The organism is Niastella vici (assembly GCF_002077945.1).
GTDB classification, from domain to species: domain Bacteria; phylum Bacteroidota; class Bacteroidia; order Chitinophagales; family Chitinophagaceae; genus Niastella; species Niastella vici.
Genome location: NZ_LVYD01000002.1, coordinates 442,859 through 459,669, shown reverse-complemented (window position 1 = coordinate 459,669; position 16,811 = coordinate 442,859). Strand labels below are relative to the sequence as shown.

General features: G+C 44.0%; 12 protein-coding genes. 8 read left to right on the top strand and 4 right to left on the bottom strand.

Going from position 1 to position 16,811, the window contains the following annotated elements:
• Window positions 1-33 precede the first annotated feature (33 nt).
• The 7 genes from A3860_RS05220 (at window position 34) to A3860_RS05190 (ending at window position 8,724) form a co-directional block, all read left to right on the top strand.
• Window positions 34-855: a glycosyltransferase family 2 protein gene (locus A3860_RS05220; protein WP_081145489.1), complete on the top strand. Its 822-nt coding sequence runs from the start codon at window positions 34-36 to the stop codon at window positions 853-855.
• 337 nt (window positions 856-1,192) lie between these two features.
• The gene (locus A3860_RS05215) at window positions 1,193-1,804 is read left to right on the top strand and encodes an RNA polymerase sigma factor (protein ID WP_158085141.1); all 612 of its coding nucleotides are present in this window, start codon (window positions 1,193-1,195) and stop codon (window positions 1,802-1,804) included.
• An 8-nt stretch (window positions 1,805-1,812) separates the two neighbouring features.
• Window positions 1,813-2,805, top strand: a complete 993-nt coding sequence (locus A3860_RS05210) for a FecR family protein (RefSeq protein WP_081145487.1) — start codon at window positions 1,813-1,815, stop codon at window positions 2,803-2,805.
• Window positions 2,806-2,836: 31 nt separating this feature from the next.
• Window positions 2,837-5,437 carry a TonB-dependent receptor gene (locus A3860_RS05205; RefSeq protein WP_081145486.1) on the top strand — a complete coding sequence of 867 codons (2,601 nt, stop codon included), beginning with the start codon at window positions 2,837-2,839 and terminating at the stop codon, window positions 5,435-5,437.
• A gap of 1 nt (window position 5,438) precedes the next feature.
• On the top strand, window positions 5,439-6,254 hold the full coding sequence (locus tag A3860_RS05200; protein ID WP_081145485.1) for a DUF4249 family protein: 816 nt from the start codon (window positions 5,439-5,441) through the stop codon (window positions 6,252-6,254).
• A gap of 86 nt (window positions 6,255-6,340) precedes the next feature.
• Complete coding sequence (locus A3860_RS05195) at window positions 6,341-7,606, top strand: TolC family protein (RefSeq protein WP_081145484.1); 1,266 nt, start codon at window positions 6,341-6,343, stop codon at window positions 7,604-7,606.
• Window positions 7,607-7,620: 14 nt separating this feature from the next.
• Entirely contained in the window at window positions 7,621-8,724 is a 1,104-nt protein-coding gene (locus tag A3860_RS05190; RefSeq protein ID WP_081145483.1) for an efflux RND transporter periplasmic adaptor subunit, read from the top strand.
• 100 nt (window positions 8,725-8,824) lie between these two features.
• Here A3860_RS05190 and A3860_RS05185 read toward each other — a convergent pair whose 3' ends face one another.
• From A3860_RS05185 to A3860_RS05170, 4 genes are all read right to left on the bottom strand, one after another.
• Window positions 8,825-10,084, bottom strand: a complete 1,260-nt coding sequence (locus A3860_RS05185) for a DUF2264 domain-containing protein (protein WP_081145482.1) — start codon at window positions 10,082-10,084, stop codon at window positions 8,825-8,827.
• A 31-nt stretch (window positions 10,085-10,115) separates the two neighbouring features.
• Window positions 10,116-11,324: a glycoside hydrolase family 88 protein gene (locus tag A3860_RS05180; RefSeq protein ID WP_081145481.1), complete on the bottom strand. Its 1,209-nt coding sequence runs from the start codon at window positions 11,322-11,324 to the stop codon at window positions 10,116-10,118.
• A gap of 134 nt (window positions 11,325-11,458) precedes the next feature.
• Window positions 11,459-13,195, bottom strand: a complete 1,737-nt coding sequence (locus A3860_RS05175) for a RagB/SusD family nutrient uptake outer membrane protein (protein ID WP_081145480.1) — start codon at window positions 13,193-13,195, stop codon at window positions 11,459-11,461.
• 54 nt (window positions 13,196-13,249) lie between these two features.
• Window positions 13,250-16,369 carry a SusC/RagA family TonB-linked outer membrane protein gene (locus A3860_RS05170; RefSeq protein ID WP_081145479.1) on the bottom strand — a complete coding sequence of 1,040 codons (3,120 nt, stop codon included), beginning with the start codon at window positions 16,367-16,369 and terminating at the stop codon, window positions 13,250-13,252.
• A 156-nt stretch (window positions 16,370-16,525) separates the two neighbouring features.
• Between A3860_RS05170 and A3860_RS40440 the strand changes: the two genes are divergently transcribed.
• A complete protein-coding gene (locus A3860_RS40440) occupies window positions 16,526-16,777 on the top strand; it encodes a hypothetical protein (protein WP_143773948.1) in 252 nt (83 codons plus the stop codon).
• The last annotated feature ends 34 nt before the right edge of the window (window positions 16,778-16,811 follow it).

The following is a 16,811-nucleotide window of genomic DNA, read 5'->3' as shown; positions in this document are numbered from 1 at the left end:
CTCACCCCATCATCCCTGAAAAATAGTGTAGTAATGCCATTATTTAAAAAAACATTTGCACTCAGGATAGTGCCACCTTTAATGAAAGCTGTTCCTTCCAAACTCAAAGTGAGCGCTGTGATAATTACCTTTAATGAAGAGCGCAATATTGAGAAAACACTGTCAAAATTATATTGGTGTAATGAAATTGTAATAGTCGACAGCTACAGTACCGATAATACCGTTGACATCTGCAAGCGATACGGTTGCAGAATATTTTCCAGGCATTTTGAGGGATATGGTTCACAAAAACAATTTGCCGTTTCAAAAGCGGTAAACGACTGGATAATATGCATAGATGCCGATGAAGTGTTATCAAATGAACTGGTGGAGGAAATAAGCCAGTTTACAGAACTGGATACGGCGTATGCCGGGTATTCAATTCCCATGAACCTGGTCTTTCTAAATAAGGAGTTCAAATACGGAAAGGAAAGCGGCCGGTATTTTTTACGAATGTTCAACAGGAAAAGAGGCGGTTTTACCAGCGACAAAGTGCATGAAGGCATACAGGTAAACGGCCCGGTAAAAAAAGCGAATCATATTATTCGACATTATAGCTATCACAGTATTGACCAGTACCTCGAGAAAATGAACCGGTACAGTTCGTATTCGGCTGCGATGGCAAATAATAAAGGAAGTAATAAGTCAACATGTTCGGTATTGCTTTCAATACCACTCAATTTTGTCAAGTATTATTTGCTTGAGCGGAATTTTTTAAACGGCGCCCAGGGGTTCTACTGGTCAATGTTGAGCTCATTTTATCATTTTGTAAAATATGTAAAGATAAAAGAGCTTAATAATAGCACCCGTTTGTAGTACTACCTTTTTCTTTTGCCCGGCGGCATGCTTCGGTTATGCCCCGGCTCTTTTTCTTTATCCAGATCTTCTTCCCGGTTTCCGCCTCCAAATTTCCAGTTGAAGGATAGTAAGATTAAACGCAATTTGTTGTACATATGAAATATTCAACCCATAAAGACAACAAAATGAAAATAGGGTCCTAAAGCGATTGAACTTTTATCAGGTAATGTGAAGGCGATTGGGTATCGGGGCGGCAAAAAAAATATAATTTTTTTAAGTGCTGACCGGGACTTTTGATCAGATTCGGTGTCATGCATATTTACCTTACATTTATAAATGAATGTCAAGTCTGTGTATGCCTGATCAAGATAAAGACAAGGAGCTTTTTGCCGCTATCTGTCAGAAAGATCAAAAAGCTTTTGAGCAGTTATATCGCACTCATTACCGTAGATTATTGGTTCTTGCCTATCAATATGTGAGAAATGAAGAAACGGCAGAAGAGATCGTGAACGATGTGCTGTTGAAGATATGGATGGAAGCCCCGCGGCTAAACATTGCACATTCCCTGAGACCGTATCTTTCGCGGAGTGTGGTTAACCGGTCGCTTAATGTGATCAGGCAGGAGAACCGGCTATCGGCAAAGTTTACCCAATACCAGGTCAATTCAGGGATCCCCGACAGCGATGAAGATGAGGCGGCAGCCCTGGAGGAGCAGCTGTTGCAACTAGAAAAGGCCCTCGAAGGCCTGCCGCCGCAATGCAAAAAGATATTGTTAATGAGCAAATTTGAAAAGTGTAAGCAGCAGGAGATTGCGGAGCGGTTAAATGTTTCTATTAAAACAGTGAAGAACCAGCTGACCATCGGCTATGAGAAAATTCGTAAGGCCATTTCCGGCAACGTGGCTTTTTCGATTATATTTTTTATTGCCACGATAATTTTAGGACTTTTTTACGAAATGCCTGTCTAATAAGTATCATGGAAAACTATCAACAAGATAATATACCTTACCACCTCATTCTTGATGAAATGGAAAGGGTGCTTTCGCCAGCTGAAGCGATAGCGCTTGAACAGTGGAAGGACGCTTCACCCGAAAATTTGACGTTCTATAATACGGTCAGGAACGCGGGTGACCGGTTGACCTTACTTAACCTTTATAAAACAGCCGATGTTGATAATGCCTGGAGCAGGATGAGCGCCAGCGTACAGCGCGAACAGGAGCAGCCGCAGGTAGGAAGAAAAGGGAATTTGCTGTTGCTGTTTGGCGCACTGGCAGCCGCAGTGATTACCGGCGTGTCGATCATATTGTTCAATTGGTTTTCAACAGGAGAAACCATTTACCACACAGCTAATGAGCGGCGGCAAATTGTTCTTCCCGATGGCAGCCATGTTTTTTTAAATGAACGATCGGCCATAAGCTATATAAGGCGAAGTTTTCACCAAAAGCGACAGGTGAAGCTGCTCGAAGGCGAAGCGTATTTTGAGGTGGTGCATGATGATAAAAATGAATTTCTTGTTGAGTTGGGAGCTATTGTGGTGCGGGATATTGGCACCAGCTTCGATATTAAGATAGATACAGGTAATATACAGGTGATCGTTAATGATGGTGCTGTATCCATGGAGCATCAACAACCCGCAGCCAATTTACAAAAAGTTGTTTTGACGGCCAATCAAATGGCCCTGTTCAACCGCAACACTAAAAGCATAAGCTATGATGCTGCCGCTCCGCTTAATTATAAAGCATGGCAGGATAAAAAATTGCGATATGTTCAAACTCCGCTGTCAATGGTGTGCCGCGACCTGAACCGGATATATGGCACGCGGGTCGTATTTCAGGATACTGCATTAGCGGAAAAAAAGCTGAATGCTTATTTAAATCAAAAAACCGAAGATCAGATCATGCACATCATCGCCGCATCCCTTCAACTTAAAATAGTTAAAAAAGACAGTACTTTTATAATTTCGCGATAACAATTGTTGTTAGTAGAAGCAAACAGCATTCATGCCAAACCGGCCGGGCAAACAGTTTATTGATAACCATGTGCACATACCTCCTGCGCAGAGCAACTTACTGGCAGGGGCAATTTTTATTTTCGTATATATTCTGTTGTTTGGTTTCGATGCCAATGCACAGCGAAGTTCCCTGAACAGGCGGCTTACGATCAGTTTTTTTAATATTTCGCTCCGGGATGCTTTAACAAAGCTGTCGATGCAAAATGATCTTCCCATTTCATTTGAACCCACTCAACCGGGGATGGAGAAAACCATCAACAAGAATTTTTATGATGCCCAGGTCGCAGATATCCTGCGCGATCTTCTGCAGGGCACACCGCTCACCTGGAGATATTTTGCCGAGGAGATCATCATTGTGCCAGCTACGAAAAGCTCCACGCTCAGTGGCCATGTGATCGATGCCCAAAATGGCGAAGACCTTATTGGTGCGAACATCTTCGTTTTCCAGCTCAATCAAAGCACCAGCAGCAACAGCTACGGATTTTATTCACTGACCCTGCCTGCCGGAAACTATGAGTTATTGGTGAGCAGTGTTGGGTATGCAGCCAAAAGGATCATGGTCACATTCACGGCTTCAGACCAGTCTTTCAATATTCAATTAGAAAAAAAGGTGAGTGCGCTCAGGGAAGTAACTGTTACCAGGAAAAACGGTATTGATTCATTGCAACCCTTCGCACCTGCACAACAGTTACAATGGGACCTGTTGCGGGAGCAACCTTTTTTTAAAGGCGAGGCCGATGTTGTAAAAGCCCTTCAAATGCAAAATGGAGTGGTTGGCATTACTGAAGGCAGCAGCAGCCTGTTTATCAGGGGCGGCAATAGAGACCAGAACCTTATTCTGCTCGACGAAGCGGTTGTTTACAACCCGGCACATCTGTTTGGCATTACATCTGTATTCAATCCCGATGCCCTGAAAAATATCCAGCTTTATAAGGATGAGATACCTGCTAATTTTGGCGGGCGCCTGTCTTCGGTGATCGATGCCCGCATGGCAGACGGCGACGATAAGGCTTTCCGCGTTAAAGGCGGTATGAGCCTGCTGTCGGCAAGATTGTCGCTGGAGGGGCCCGTGGTCAAAGAGCGGGGATCGTTTTTGATCACCGGCCGCAGAAGTATTGCCAACCTGCTGAATAAAGACCTTGATCTGTATAATCTGAACGCTGCCTATTATGATCTCAATGGCAAGATCAATTACAAATTGAATGCTTCGAACCGCCTGTTTTTCTCTGCCTACTTTGGCCGCGACAGGGTTAATGCCGACAATGGGTACCTGAATAAATGGGGTAACAAGACCGCCACTTTACGGTGGAACCATGTGTTTAACCCGAAGCTGTTTTTAAACCTGTCGGCCATATACAGTAATTATAGAAATGCCCTGAACGTGAATGCTGATTCTTCGGCCGGCATGGAAAGGTGGCTAACAGGCATCAGGGATATTACGGTGAAAGGAGATTTTACTTATTTTAAGAAACCGGGCAATCAAATGCAGTTTGGTTTCAACAGCATCTTTCACCTTTTCATACCGGGAGAAACAACCGGGGCAAATTCTTACTATAGCAATATTCCCCGCGCAAGGGCTTCGGAAAACGCCCTGTACTTCTCACAAAAAATTTCCATCGGTGATCGTTTAAGACTATTATACGGTGTAAGAACGAGTATATTTTGCAACTACTCAAAGCGTAGATTGTATGATGACTTTGATCCCATTACCGAAAGGGAGCACACAAACTATGTACGATTTGAGCCAAGGCTTATGTTGAAGTATATCTTATGTGCTCATGCTACGGTACAGTTCAGCTATAGCCGTAATTACCAGTATCTGCAATTGGTACAAAGTGATGAACTGGCGTTCTCTTCCCTGGAAACCTGGATCCCTTCCAGCGCGCATATTTTACCGCAATATGCTGATATGTATTCGCTTACTTACAAAAGAAAGTACCGCCGTGGGTCTTTCTCCCTGGGCGCCTACTACAAATATATGGGGAACCAGCTCGAACTGCAAGACCATGCCCAACTCATCTCCAATCCCTTAATTGAGGATGAGCTTCGAACAGGAAGGTCTGATGCATATGGTCTTGAACTTAGCACGCTACATCAATTTGGTAAATTCCGGTTGGCAGGTTGCTATGCATGGTCAAAAGTTTTCCGGAAAATAAAGGAGATCAATAACGGTAAAAGATATGTGGCCAATTATGATATACCACATGCGGTGAAGCTATCGATGAGTTACCAGGTGAACAATTCGTTGCAGGTAAATTCCTACTTTACCTACACAACCGGCCGGCCGGTTACGTTTCCTACAGGTTACTTTGAACAGCAAGGCGTGAGGGTGCCTATTTATCCCGGACGTAACCTCGATAGAATGCCCGATTACCATCACCTGGATGTAAATATCAGGTATACCCTTCCTGTACCACTTAAAAACGGGCGGCAATGGATCAATACTTTTATTGTGGGATTGTATAATATCTATAATTGGGAGAACCCATTGTTGTATAAGATAAATCCACAGGTGGGTAATGATGATCTTTTTGAGCAGCAAACATTTTCGGGTATTACCCCGGTATTCAGTTATAGTTTTAGTTTTTAGAATGAAAAAAATACGAAATACCTATCTGCTGTTGTCGTTGCTGGTGATTGCCTGCAATAAGAACAATACCGCTTCCACTACATTTAACTATGATCTTATTGTAGAAGGAGGGATCAATACCCTGAATGAAAGGCAATATATCCGCCTCACCAAACCCGCGGGGTTGGCGGAGCTGTCTGTAAAGCCGGTCAATGGCGCCGCAGTCAGTGTGTTTGACGGTAGCAACGATATTACCTTTACAGAAATTGGAAACAGCGGCGTGTATACAGCGATCTTAAATAATAACAACAATTACGGTGAGCCTTATACACTGCACATCAATTACCAGGGTAAACAGTACCAGGCCACTGATGTGCTTACGGGTGTAGTGCCAATAGATTCCTCTTATATACCGCTTACCATACAGCAGGGCAGTGACTTTACCATAACCATACCCCGCCATATTTTCGGCGTCAGCTTTGCCCAGCAATGGCTCATCATGTCGCAAGGCAATAGTTGGGACCCCTCGCAATTCAATGCCAAATACAATTACAGCTATTCACATGTGTTCGGTACCCCCAATGCCCTGAACCCGCTTACCCAGCAAAAGAACATCCTGCATGCCGGTTTGAACGATAGCCTCATCATTTATAAATTTTCTCTTTCTTCTGCCTACAGCACCTATTTGTATAACGTTTTTCAGGAAACAGACTGGAAGGGCCTGCTTTCTTCCACGCCCGCAAATGTTCATGGAAACATTTCAGGAAATGCCAATGGTTATTTTTATGCGATCGATGTAGACACACAGACCGAGGCTGTTAAGGACATTAATAAATAAAGACAATGTTTCCGGATTAGGACTTATTTCATAAAAGGGTGTCTTTAAACCGTACTCGCTTTTATGGAAAGTCTAATTAACGAATCATGTCTTTAAAACTGCCGGGCCTGTTATTTACAGCAATTTTTTTGTGTAGTAATGCTGCGATGACGCAGACGAAGGATACGCTAAGCCTTACCCTGTCTGAATTAGAGAGGCAATTCCTTGAAAATAATTTGCAGCTGCTGGCCCAGCGGTATAATATTGATAAAGCAGGGGCCGGCGAAATGACAGCCCGGCTTTTTGCCAATCCTGTTTTTTCGTTTAGCAATGGACTTTATAGTAAAATAAAAGACACCAACGCGTTCAGCCAGCAAACGTATGGCATTTCACAATTAATACAAACGGCAGGGAAGCGTAACAAGAATATTCAATTGGCGCGTATCAATACAGCGAATGCGTGGCATGAATTTTTCGATTTGCTCAGAACGCTCAAATACAGTTTAAGGAGCACCTTTTACACCCTTTATTACCGCCAACAATCTGTGCAGTTGTATAATGAGGAGATTGGGTCGCTGCAAAAAACACTGGCAGCTTTTCAGCTGATCTTCCAGAAAGGGAATATTGCTGAAAAGGAAATACTAAGAATTCAATCCCTGCTATATACCCTTCAGTCGGAACAAACAGAACTTCAATTACAGATCAATGACCTGCAGGCCGAGCTCAGAACTTTTGTCAGGTTCGATAGCAAGATGCATATTCAATCCCAAATGCCGGCGATACCATATGCCAAAGTGGTACCGCAACAGGTTCCTTATTTAAGGTTTCTCGATTCAGCGCATGCCAACCGGCACGACCTGAAGATTGCCATTGCCAATATGGATTATGCTGGCATCAATTTAAAATTACAAAAAGCGATGAACTATCCTGACCTAACGCTTTCACTCAACTATGATAAGAAGGCGGGATATGGTTTAGGGTATGTTGCCGGTGGGGTGGCTATGGGTTTGCCTTTGTTCAACCGCAACCAGGGAAGTATCAGGCTGGCCAGAGTTGAGGTTGAACAAAGCAGGGTGCAACTGCAGGACCAGCTAAACAGGTTAGACAATGAACTGGCCGGCGGCTATCAGGATGCATTGAAACTGGATGCACTTTATCATTCTGTTGACCCGGCCTTCACCTCGAACTTCGCCCGGGTGATCAGGGGCGCATACGACAATTTTGAAAAGCGGAACATCAGTCTGCTCGAGTTTCTGGATCTCTATGCTTCCTATAAAACTCATATTCTGCAAATGAACAATCTGCAGTTACAACGAATAAATGCATTGGAGAAACTCAATTTTATTACCGGAACCGAATTTTTCAATCCCTAAATGAATGTAGCGACATGAAGATGAAGATCTCAATATTATCTGGCTTTATCCTTACGGTTTGTGCAGCCGTTCTTTTGCCGGCCTGCCAACAAAAGAAAAAAAATTACCAGAAGCCTGACCGCAGTTTTGTGATGACCCGTACCATGCTGAAGCAGTTGCTCATCGATACTGTACGAACGAATGGTTCTATAACCCAGACCATACTAAATGGTAAGGTGCAGCCGGCGGAGGATAAGTTGATCAGGATCTTTCCTTTGGTTAGTGGCATCGCGGCAGGGGTGAATATTCAGCAGGGTGACCGGGTTAAAAAGGGGCAGCTGCTGGCTACCCTGCAAAGCCCTGAAATGGCAGGGTTTGCCAAAGATGCCGCCGTTTCCAAAACCAATCTCAGCAATGCGCAAAGAGCTATGGAACTGGCTGAGGACCTTTATAAATCGGGCCTGTCTTCCCTGAAGGACCTGGAACAGCTTCGAGGTGAATATCAGAAGGCCCTGGCAGAGGACCGGAAGAACCAGGCGGTGCTGCAGGTGAACAGGAGTGGTAAACAGCAGGTGTACGAATTGCGAACGCCCCTGTCGGGGTTTGTGGTCGAAAAAAACGTTACCTCGGGTACACAGGTTCGTTTAGATAACAGTCAAAGTTTGTTTACCATCGCAGACCTTTCTACTGTATATGTGATCGTCAATATTTATGAATCTGATATTGCAGGTATTCATCCTGGTGATAAGGTCAGGATCACGACACTTTCTTACCCCGACCGGGTGTTTGAAGGCAAAATTGAAAAAATTTACGATCAGTTGGATCCCGAAAGCAGTGTGATGAAAGCGCGGGTAAACGTCACCAATCCCGACTTTATTCTAAAGCCCGGCATGTTTGCCAATGTGGAGGTCAATAGCCACCAGGGCAATAACCTGCCCTGCATTAACGCCAATGACCTGGTATTTGACCGCGATCGCAGTCATGTATTGGTCATGGATGCGGGAGACAATGTTCGTATTCAGCCGGTACAATTGGGTAAGCGTATTGAAGATAAAGTGTTTGTGCTGGCTGGTTTGAAAGCCGGCGACCGGGTCATTGCCTCCCGCCAGGTTTATTTGTATCAGGCATTAAAAAATTAGATGTTACCAAGTTCCTCTTCAAGGGTTATTTAGAAGTCCTGGTGTGTTTACACCGGGACTGTTTTTTTACACCTGCCAGCATTACCGGAGTGGTTTTTCATCAGTAGTCTACATGATAATCCTTTTTAAAAGGCTGGCTGCTCCAGGCTTTCTTCGAGGTCCAGTCGGTAGCAGGATCTGTCCAGAATTTATTATCAGCCGCGAGCCCCAGCGGAAGAAACCCAAGCGTAGCCATATATAAACTCCCTGTTGATGTGTAAGTATCGGCGATCTCCGGTTGATGTCCGCAGAAACCTAATACCAGCCATCCGTTATTGTCAAAATTATTGCAGTTATCATACATGCGATGCATTACGGCGGTAAGGGCGCCACGCACCTGCCCAGGGGCAATGTATGCCGGCAGTTTCTCCATAAGGGCTGTTTGAGCCAATGCCTGGAATGCTGCGGTGCGATAGGTGATAGAGCGACCGAATGCAGGGTAGCTTCCATCAGGAGCAATAATACGTTCAGAAAACTCTGAATAGCGTACCATCCGCTTTACCGCTGTTTCATAATCCTCAGTTCTTATCCTTTTTTTATCCAGTAACACTTTAAAAAAATCAACCAGCATGGGATGGATCACATAGCTGTTATAATAATCCATACTAAAAGAAGGCCCATCGCTGTACCAGCCATCTCCCTGATACCATTCTATGATCTTTCTTCTGGCAAATTCAATACGCACCGGATCGGGTTGTTCGCCAATACTCCACAAAAATACTTCACTGATACCGGCAAACAGCAACCAGTTATTATAAGCCCCTGTTCTTGTTCGCAACGACTTAAATTCTTCCACCACTCTTTTCTTTGTTACGGAATCAAGTGGTTCCCACAACGCTTTCGGGGCTCTTAAGAATGCCTGGGCCACATAAGCTGCATCAACAATTGGTTGTGCCTCTGTTCTAAAATTTAAATAATCGGGATTAGATGGATTTACAGCATTGACGATCCCTTTCAACAATGCGTCCTTCAATTCTTTTCGTTGCCGGCCCTCTTTTGTATCATCATCCGGTAATGCCAGCCAGGGAGCTACACCCGCCATGGTCCTTCCTACTGCTTCGAGGTAAGTTACTTTTTCTGCATTCAGGCCATAACCGGGTGCTTTTTCTACCGGCATGTTTTTTTTCAATGTACCGTTGGCTAAATTTAAAATTACCGGTGATGCCATTTTATATAAAAGATCACTCCAGTATGCACGGTCCTGTATACCTGTAGGCATGCTGCTCTCCGGTGTCTTTCCTTTGGTTTTTTGCTTTTGAGCTATCCCTGTTGAAATACAAAGTGTAAAAAGCGATACTGTTATTAAAGATCTTACAACCATTTTTTATTTTTTAAGAGCGGAACATAATTTTTTACAAATACCAGTCTTTATACCTTTTGAGTGCTTCCAGAAAATAATAATCGGCATAAACTAACGGTACATCAATCTCCGAATTTTGTGGCAAAGCACCTGTGCTGTGTTTTAACAAAAATCCCCCGTTCTCTCCCCGCTTTGCGCGGTATGCATAACTTGAAAGTGATTCGATCATCAGCGTAGCCGCATCTACATATTTTTTTCGTTCTGCTCCGGTAGTATACTGGCCAAGCTCTAAAAGAGCCGAGGCAATTATAGCTCCTGCCGAAGCATCACGGTTGGCATTGGGAATAAAAGGCGCTTCAAAATCCCAGTAAGGGATCTTATCTTTGGGAAGGTTGGGATGGTTCAGAATAAAGCCGGCAATATGTTTGGCGTGGTTAAGATAGGTTTTATTCTTTGAAAAGCGGTACATGGTGGTAAAACCATAAAGGCCCCATGCCTGTCCTCTTGCCCATGGCGAGCAATTGGCTGCTCCCTGCCAGGTGACTTTACGAATAACTTTGCCTGTAGTAAGATCATAATCTACTACATGAAAGGAACTGTGATCGGGCCGGTAATGATTTTTAAGTGTAGTGTTTGCGTGGGCAATGGCAATGTCTTTATACTTTTTATCACCTCCGCTATTACTTACCCAATACAATAATTCGAGGTTCATCATATTGTCAATAATGACCGGACATTCAAATCGCTTGCTTTTATCCCATGACTGTATACTTTGTATCGACGGCCTGTAGCGCGTGGCAAGTGATGCTGCGGACGTAAAAAGAATATCCTTATACCGGGCATTTCCTGTAATGCGATACCCATTGCCAAAACTGCAATTCATCATAAAACCAATATCATGATTACCTGTAAAGTTTTGATTGGGTTCCAAAGCCCCAAGACAGCGTTCCGCTTCTTTGCGGATCATTTCGTCCCGGGTTTGTTCATAGATATACCAGAGTGAGCCGGCATAGAACCCACTGCACCACCAACTGATATCATAGGTAATAAACCTGTTATTTTTTTCATCATAACTCTGCGGCATCCTGTCATTTTGTATAAGGGTCATCATATACCTGTATTGAGAATCCGCAAATGCAAAGTTTTCGTTGATGAGCCGTTGCATTTTTCCCTCCCGCACAGATGTTTGCGCTTCAGGCCTGTTGAAGGGTAAACAAAAGATCAGATAAAAACAAATGGAAAGGATCGTTTTGGATCTCATCGGTTAATATTTAATGATTTTGAATGTTGTAGATTTTTTGCAGAAGATCATGGGAAACCCCGGCTTTGCCGGGGTTTTACTGTAACCTAACCTAGCTGCTATTTGAAAAAACTGCCCTTGTAGCGGGATAAATGCTAATTCCAACCGGGGTTTTGTGTCAATGTACCCTTGCTTAATCCGATTTGTGCGGTGGGTATGGGCCATAAATAATCTTTGGCAACATCGAATTTCCGTTTATCGGCCGCCTCGAACAATACATATCCGTTCAATAAAGGCGGTTTAGTGCTGCCGCCATAATTTACATCGTTAAAATATTTGCGTTCCAGGATAGCTTTTGGAAGTTCAATTTCTGCCGTTTTCCACCTGATCAGGTCCCAATAACGATGCCCTTCATACGCCAGTTCAATGGCGCGTTCCCGCCTGATCTCTTCCCGCATATTCAAACCATTAACGCTCACAAAACTATTAGTAAGCAAGGATAATTTCGAGTTGTCATTATTGGTAGCCCTTTTGCGCAGAAGATTAATAGAGAGGTCCAGATCCTGATCAGATATGCTGCCATTCAATTCATACGTGGCTTCTGCATAGTTTAATAAAACTTCCGCATAACGAATAACGATAAAATCCAGGAACGAAGCTGAGTTTATAAAGTCTGTCTGCCCTGTGAAGTATTTCTGTTGATGATAGTAATAGGTGTTGCCATAAACAGGGTTGCCGCCTGCAATGGATGCATAAGGATCTCCTGGTTTAAATAAAGTCTGTATCAGCCGGGGATCCCGATTCTGATAATCGGTTAGCAGGCCTGTTTCTTTTCCGTTGGAATCCAAAGGAGATTTGCCTGCAGGCAATCCGTCAGTATATAAGGCTGTCGTTACAAGAGCACGTGTTGCAGCATTACCGCCGTCTGTATTCGCTGTGCGCAGGTAAGCATTTGATGCCACATTTTCGGTAATGCTTTTTCCATACAGGCGTGCCAGTATATTTTCTTTATTTTTTGCGTATGTTTCGCCCGGGTACCTGAAAAGATTTTGAAAGCTAAGCGGGCCATCGGCTGTATACAGGCTATGTTTGTTTTCCGTTATTATCAGTTGTGCAGCTTCTTTAGCTATTCTGAAATGCTTGTTTGGGTCTTTAGGTCCGCTTAACTCGGGCTCGCCATGAAATTTTTCCCAACTCCCTTCATAGAGTGCTATTCTTGATTTTAATGCAAGCGCCGCACTTCTGGTTATGCGGCCATATTCCCTGCCAGCCGTTCCGGTTGTTGTGGTGGTGCCAGGTAACTGATCGGGCTGCGGGCAAACTGTTGCTGCAAAATCCAGGTCGGCATAAATAGAATCCACTACTATCCGCCTGTCGGTCCGGGGCGTGTACAAAGTTTCATCTTCACGACCGGTAATGGTCCTGCTTAAATAGGGAACATCGCCATATGCTTTTACCAGGTTAAAATACGCAAGCGCCCTGAAGAAGCGTGCCTGGGCAATGCAATAGGTCTTCATGGGGCCATCAGGGATGGCGGCCGATTTCTCCATAATGTTATGCGCTGCCCTGATGAAGGCATATGGATTTGACCATTGCGCGTCGTTAGCTGGCGCTGTGCGTGATCCTTCACTGATGGCATTGACGGTTGTTGTCCTGATGTCCACGGCAAAATCACTCATAAGCTCATCTAACGCCGAATTGAAATCGGGCAGGCTGGTATAGAGATAGTTGGTAGCCATGATTAACTGGCCTGAATCTTTCCAAAAGATATTATCCGTGATAGCGGTTTGTGAAAACTGGTCGAGTTTTTTATTACACCCGGTCATTATCATACCTGCCAGGATCGCCGAACCAAATATGATCAGGTAATTTTTTTTATATGCTAGTTTCATTGTGCTATAATTTTTTTGAGATATACAATCACATGAAGAATGAACAACCGGTATTTAAAAGGTGACATTCAAACCAACTGAATAACTACGCCACAGTGGATAAGAAAAACTTACCCTGTCTGGATTTTCAGGATCGTAATAGGTATACCACATACCTGTTTTTTCCCATAGATCCTGTCCGGAAAGATAGAAACGAATATCACCGAGATATTTCAGGCGGTGTTTGTTCTTCTCAAGTGTATAACCTATCTGCAGGTTTTTTAAGCGGATATAGCTGGCATTCTGAACCCAATGGGAGGAAATTTGATTATTGATGCGGTCGGCAAAACGAAGTTTTGGAAATTTTGCATTCCTGTTGTCGGGCGTCCAGTAATCCTGGTGTATCGCTAAAGGCATCCGCCAACTGTCAAAGAAAGCCATGGTGGCGTAAGGTTCCATAAGAATGCTTCTTTTACCAACACCATTAAACAAAACCGATAGATCAAACCCTTTCCAGTTTACTCCCGTATTAAAACCAAAAACGTATCGGGGGTTGGTATTCCCCAAATACACCAGGTCGCCATGATCGGCGGGTGTACCGATGCCGCTGTTTATTTTACCATCACCATTTACATCCAGTAATTTGATGTCTCCAACACCAGTGCCGGGTGTAAGCACCGGATAGCCGATAAGTTCCCGGTCATCATTAAAATATCCATCTGCCTTGTAACCATAGATCGAATTGGTAGACTGACCGAGCTGGCTGGTATTAATTCCGGAATTATATACAAGAGAGCCGTCGTAGCGGGTCACTTTATTTTTATCATCGCTCAGATTAGCCGAGATAAAATAACTTCCATTGTTAAACCGGTCGTTCCAGTTCAGGGTAACGCCCCAGCCTTTTACACGAACTGCTGCCAGGTTTGCAGCATTCGGAGTTACTCCCAACATGGCCGGTAATACCTGGCTAACGAATACGTTGTTATTTTCTTTAATAAAGTAATCGTAGTGAAGGCGTAGTCTTCTTTGCAGTAATTCAATATCAAAACTGAAATTAGTGGTTTTGATCACTTCCCAGGCTTTGCTCTGTGAAGGCAGATCTGCCTGAAAGAAATAAGCGGTGCGGGAATCGTTAAAAGGATAGAATCCCCTTGAAAGGAACGGTTGAAAATCATAGTTGTTTGCATTTGGGTTGGAAGTTTGCGCACCACCTGCGGTTCCATAAGAAGCACCGATCTTCATTTCATCGAGCCAGGGCAGCGCCGTTTTAACCCACGGCTCTTCGGAAACCCTCCAGAATGCATTCACTGCATGAAAGTTCTGGTATTTATTTCCCGGTGCCAAACGGGAACTTCCATCTCTTCTCAGTGTTCCTTCTAAATAATACTTCTTATTATAATTATAGGAGAGCCGGCCGAAAAAGGACTGCCACGTATTGACCTGGATATTATCGCCTACGTTCCCGATATCGGCTGTGGCAAGACTGGTGAAATTGAGTGTAGGAAAGTCATTGAGCAACAAAGCCCGTTGTATTGCCTGCACCCAGTCGAATTTATAAGATTTAAATTCATACCCGCCCAATAAATGAAAATGGTGTTCATTAATAGCCTGGTCATAATCCACCGTAGAAAAGAAATTCTGGTTAATCGTATGTGGATTGGTTTTACTCAACGAGCTGACCTGGTTAATAGAAGTTCCGGGAACCGGTATCTTATTTTGATCGATTGACCAGCGGGGAACTGTTTTGTTAAATATTTCGCGGTCCGAAAGCACCATTCCCGGGCTATATACAGCTTTAAGATCGAGGCCTTTCGCAACCTGTTTGGCCGACAAACTAAAAACGCCATTCATATTGTAACGGTCTTCGTAGTCATAGCCGCCATCTTTCAGGATGGGATAGGCATTGGAGATAGTGCCGATAAAAGCATATTTGGATTCATTGGTGCCGGGCGTGAAGATCGGATTACGGCTGGCGCGGATCGAGTAAATGTTATACATTAATCCCTCCCCGGTAATACCAACCGGCGGAGCGTCGATATTTTCTTTTGCAAAGGAAAGGCGGGAATCAAAGCTGAATATTTTGGAGATCCTGTTTGTATAATTTAACCGTGCATTGAACTTGCTATACTGGTCGGGTCCGAATTTAAAAACACCCTGCTGATCAAAGTAACCCATTGAAAACAGGAACGAGGATTTGTCGCCACCCCCGCTTACCGACAGGTTGATGTTCCGCTGCGGGCTTTGGTCACGCATCAGGATACCGGCCAGGTTATTATTGTAATAATAGTCCCATGATTTTGTATTGGTGTTCCATACCTCATTTACTGCAGGATCGTCGAGCCAGTTAAGCTGTTCGTCTGTAAAGTCAGGATTGGCATTCCCGTTTATCCGTGCTATGTTTTGCAATTCTGCCTGCCTGCGGGAACTGATCAACTCGGGTCTTGCGAAGGGTTTTCTCCAGGTGTACAGGGAAGTGAGGTCGACTTTCGTTTTTTGGTTTACGCCTCCGGTTTTGGTGGTTACCAGTATTACACCTCCGCCTGCTTTAGCCCCATAGATGGATGCAGCGGCTGCGTCTTCCAGTATAGACAGGCTGAGAATATCGTTTGGGTTCAGGGCGTTCAGGTCACCTTCCACTCCATCAATGATCACCAAGGGTGAATTGTTTGCTCCCAGCGAAGTGATGCCCCTTATGTTGGCCGACCATCCTTCACGTCCCGGCTGTCCGCTGCTGCGGGTAATTACCAGTCCTGGTGCCGCTCCCTGTAATGCAGCAATGGTATTGGTTACGGGCCTGTCTTTCATGAATTTTTGATCTACTGAAAGCACGGCTCCCCCCACGTCACGTTTGCTCCTGGTGCCATACCCCACTACTACCACGTCTGATAGAATTGTTTCAGCAGCCTGCTCCATGTTTATGGTAAGCTGACTTCCGTTAATTATCACTTCCTGTGTTTTATACCCAACAAAAGAAAAAACGAGCACAGTACCCTGATCGGCAACAATGGAAAATTCACCATTATTATTTGTTGTGGCGCCTCTTGAAGAATTTTTGATTTGAACCGATACGCCGGAAAGGGGAGCTTTATTTCCCCCGGTTACCTTCCCCTTAACTGTTTGTGCCATTGCCGGGCCAAATGCGCAAAGGGCAATTACAATAAAGAGTAGTTTTGCAGTTAGCAGTCTTTTTTGCATGTTTGGTTTTTGTGATGTGAGAATTGAGAATTGGCTAAATGATGATGACGATGGTTACCGCCCTGGAAAAGCTGGTGGCCCCTTGTGCAGAAATCGGAACCTGCGGGAATAGCCCTTCTTTTTCATGTGGTTAAGTTTAATTAAACAATCGTTTTAGTGGATGGCATTTTATTTAGTTCTTTCTGTCAGGATCCATCCATTTTAATAGGTCTGGTGCAAAGTATCATTGGTGGCATTGAAACTGGTGTGAGCCTTATAAATGATTGGTGTGAATATTTTAAACACCCCCTAAGATGTTGTTTCTCAATGAAGATTATTTTCGTTTTATACAATCGCACCTGTGAAATGAGCGGTAAAAAAGCAGGTGCAGGTATATTTTTATTATATTTTTGTTTCAATGATTTTTAAAACAGTATCCCGGCTGTGCATGGTAATTGGGGTG

Bases quoted from the DNA above. Each gene is read 5' to 3' on its own strand.
- A3860_RS05170 (WP_081145479.1), bottom strand. From the start codon at position 16,369: ATGCAAAAAAGACTGCTAACTGCAAAACTACTCTTTATTGTAATTGCC.
- A3860_RS05215 (WP_158085141.1), top strand. From the start codon at position 1,193: ATGCCTGATCAAGATAAAGACAAGGAGCTTTTTGCCGCTATCTGTCAG.
- A3860_RS05180 (WP_081145481.1), bottom strand. From the start codon at position 11,324: ATGAGATCCAAAACGATCCTTTCCATTTGTTTTTATCTGATCTTTTGT.
- A3860_RS05190 (WP_081145483.1), top strand. From the start codon at position 7,621: ATGAAGATGAAGATCTCAATATTATCTGGCTTTATCCTTACGGTTTGT.
- A3860_RS05210 (WP_081145487.1), top strand. From the start codon at position 1,813: ATGGAAAACTATCAACAAGATAATATACCTTACCACCTCATTCTTGAT.
- A3860_RS05205 (WP_081145486.1), top strand. From the start codon at position 2,837: ATGCCAAACCGGCCGGGCAAACAGTTTATTGATAACCATGTGCACATA.
- A3860_RS05185 (WP_081145482.1), bottom strand. From the start codon at position 10,084: ATGGTTGTAAGATCTTTAATAACAGTATCGCTTTTTACACTTTGTATT.
- A3860_RS05175 (WP_081145480.1), bottom strand. From the start codon at position 13,195: ATGAAACTAGCATATAAAAAAAATTACCTGATCATATTTGGTTCGGCG.
- A3860_RS05220 (WP_081145489.1), top strand. From the start codon at position 34: ATGCCATTATTTAAAAAAACATTTGCACTCAGGATAGTGCCACCTTTA.
- A3860_RS05200 (WP_081145485.1), top strand. From the start codon at position 5,439: ATGAAAAAAATACGAAATACCTATCTGCTGTTGTCGTTGCTGGTGATT.
- A3860_RS05195 (WP_081145484.1), top strand. From the start codon at position 6,341: ATGTCTTTAAAACTGCCGGGCCTGTTATTTACAGCAATTTTTTTGTGT.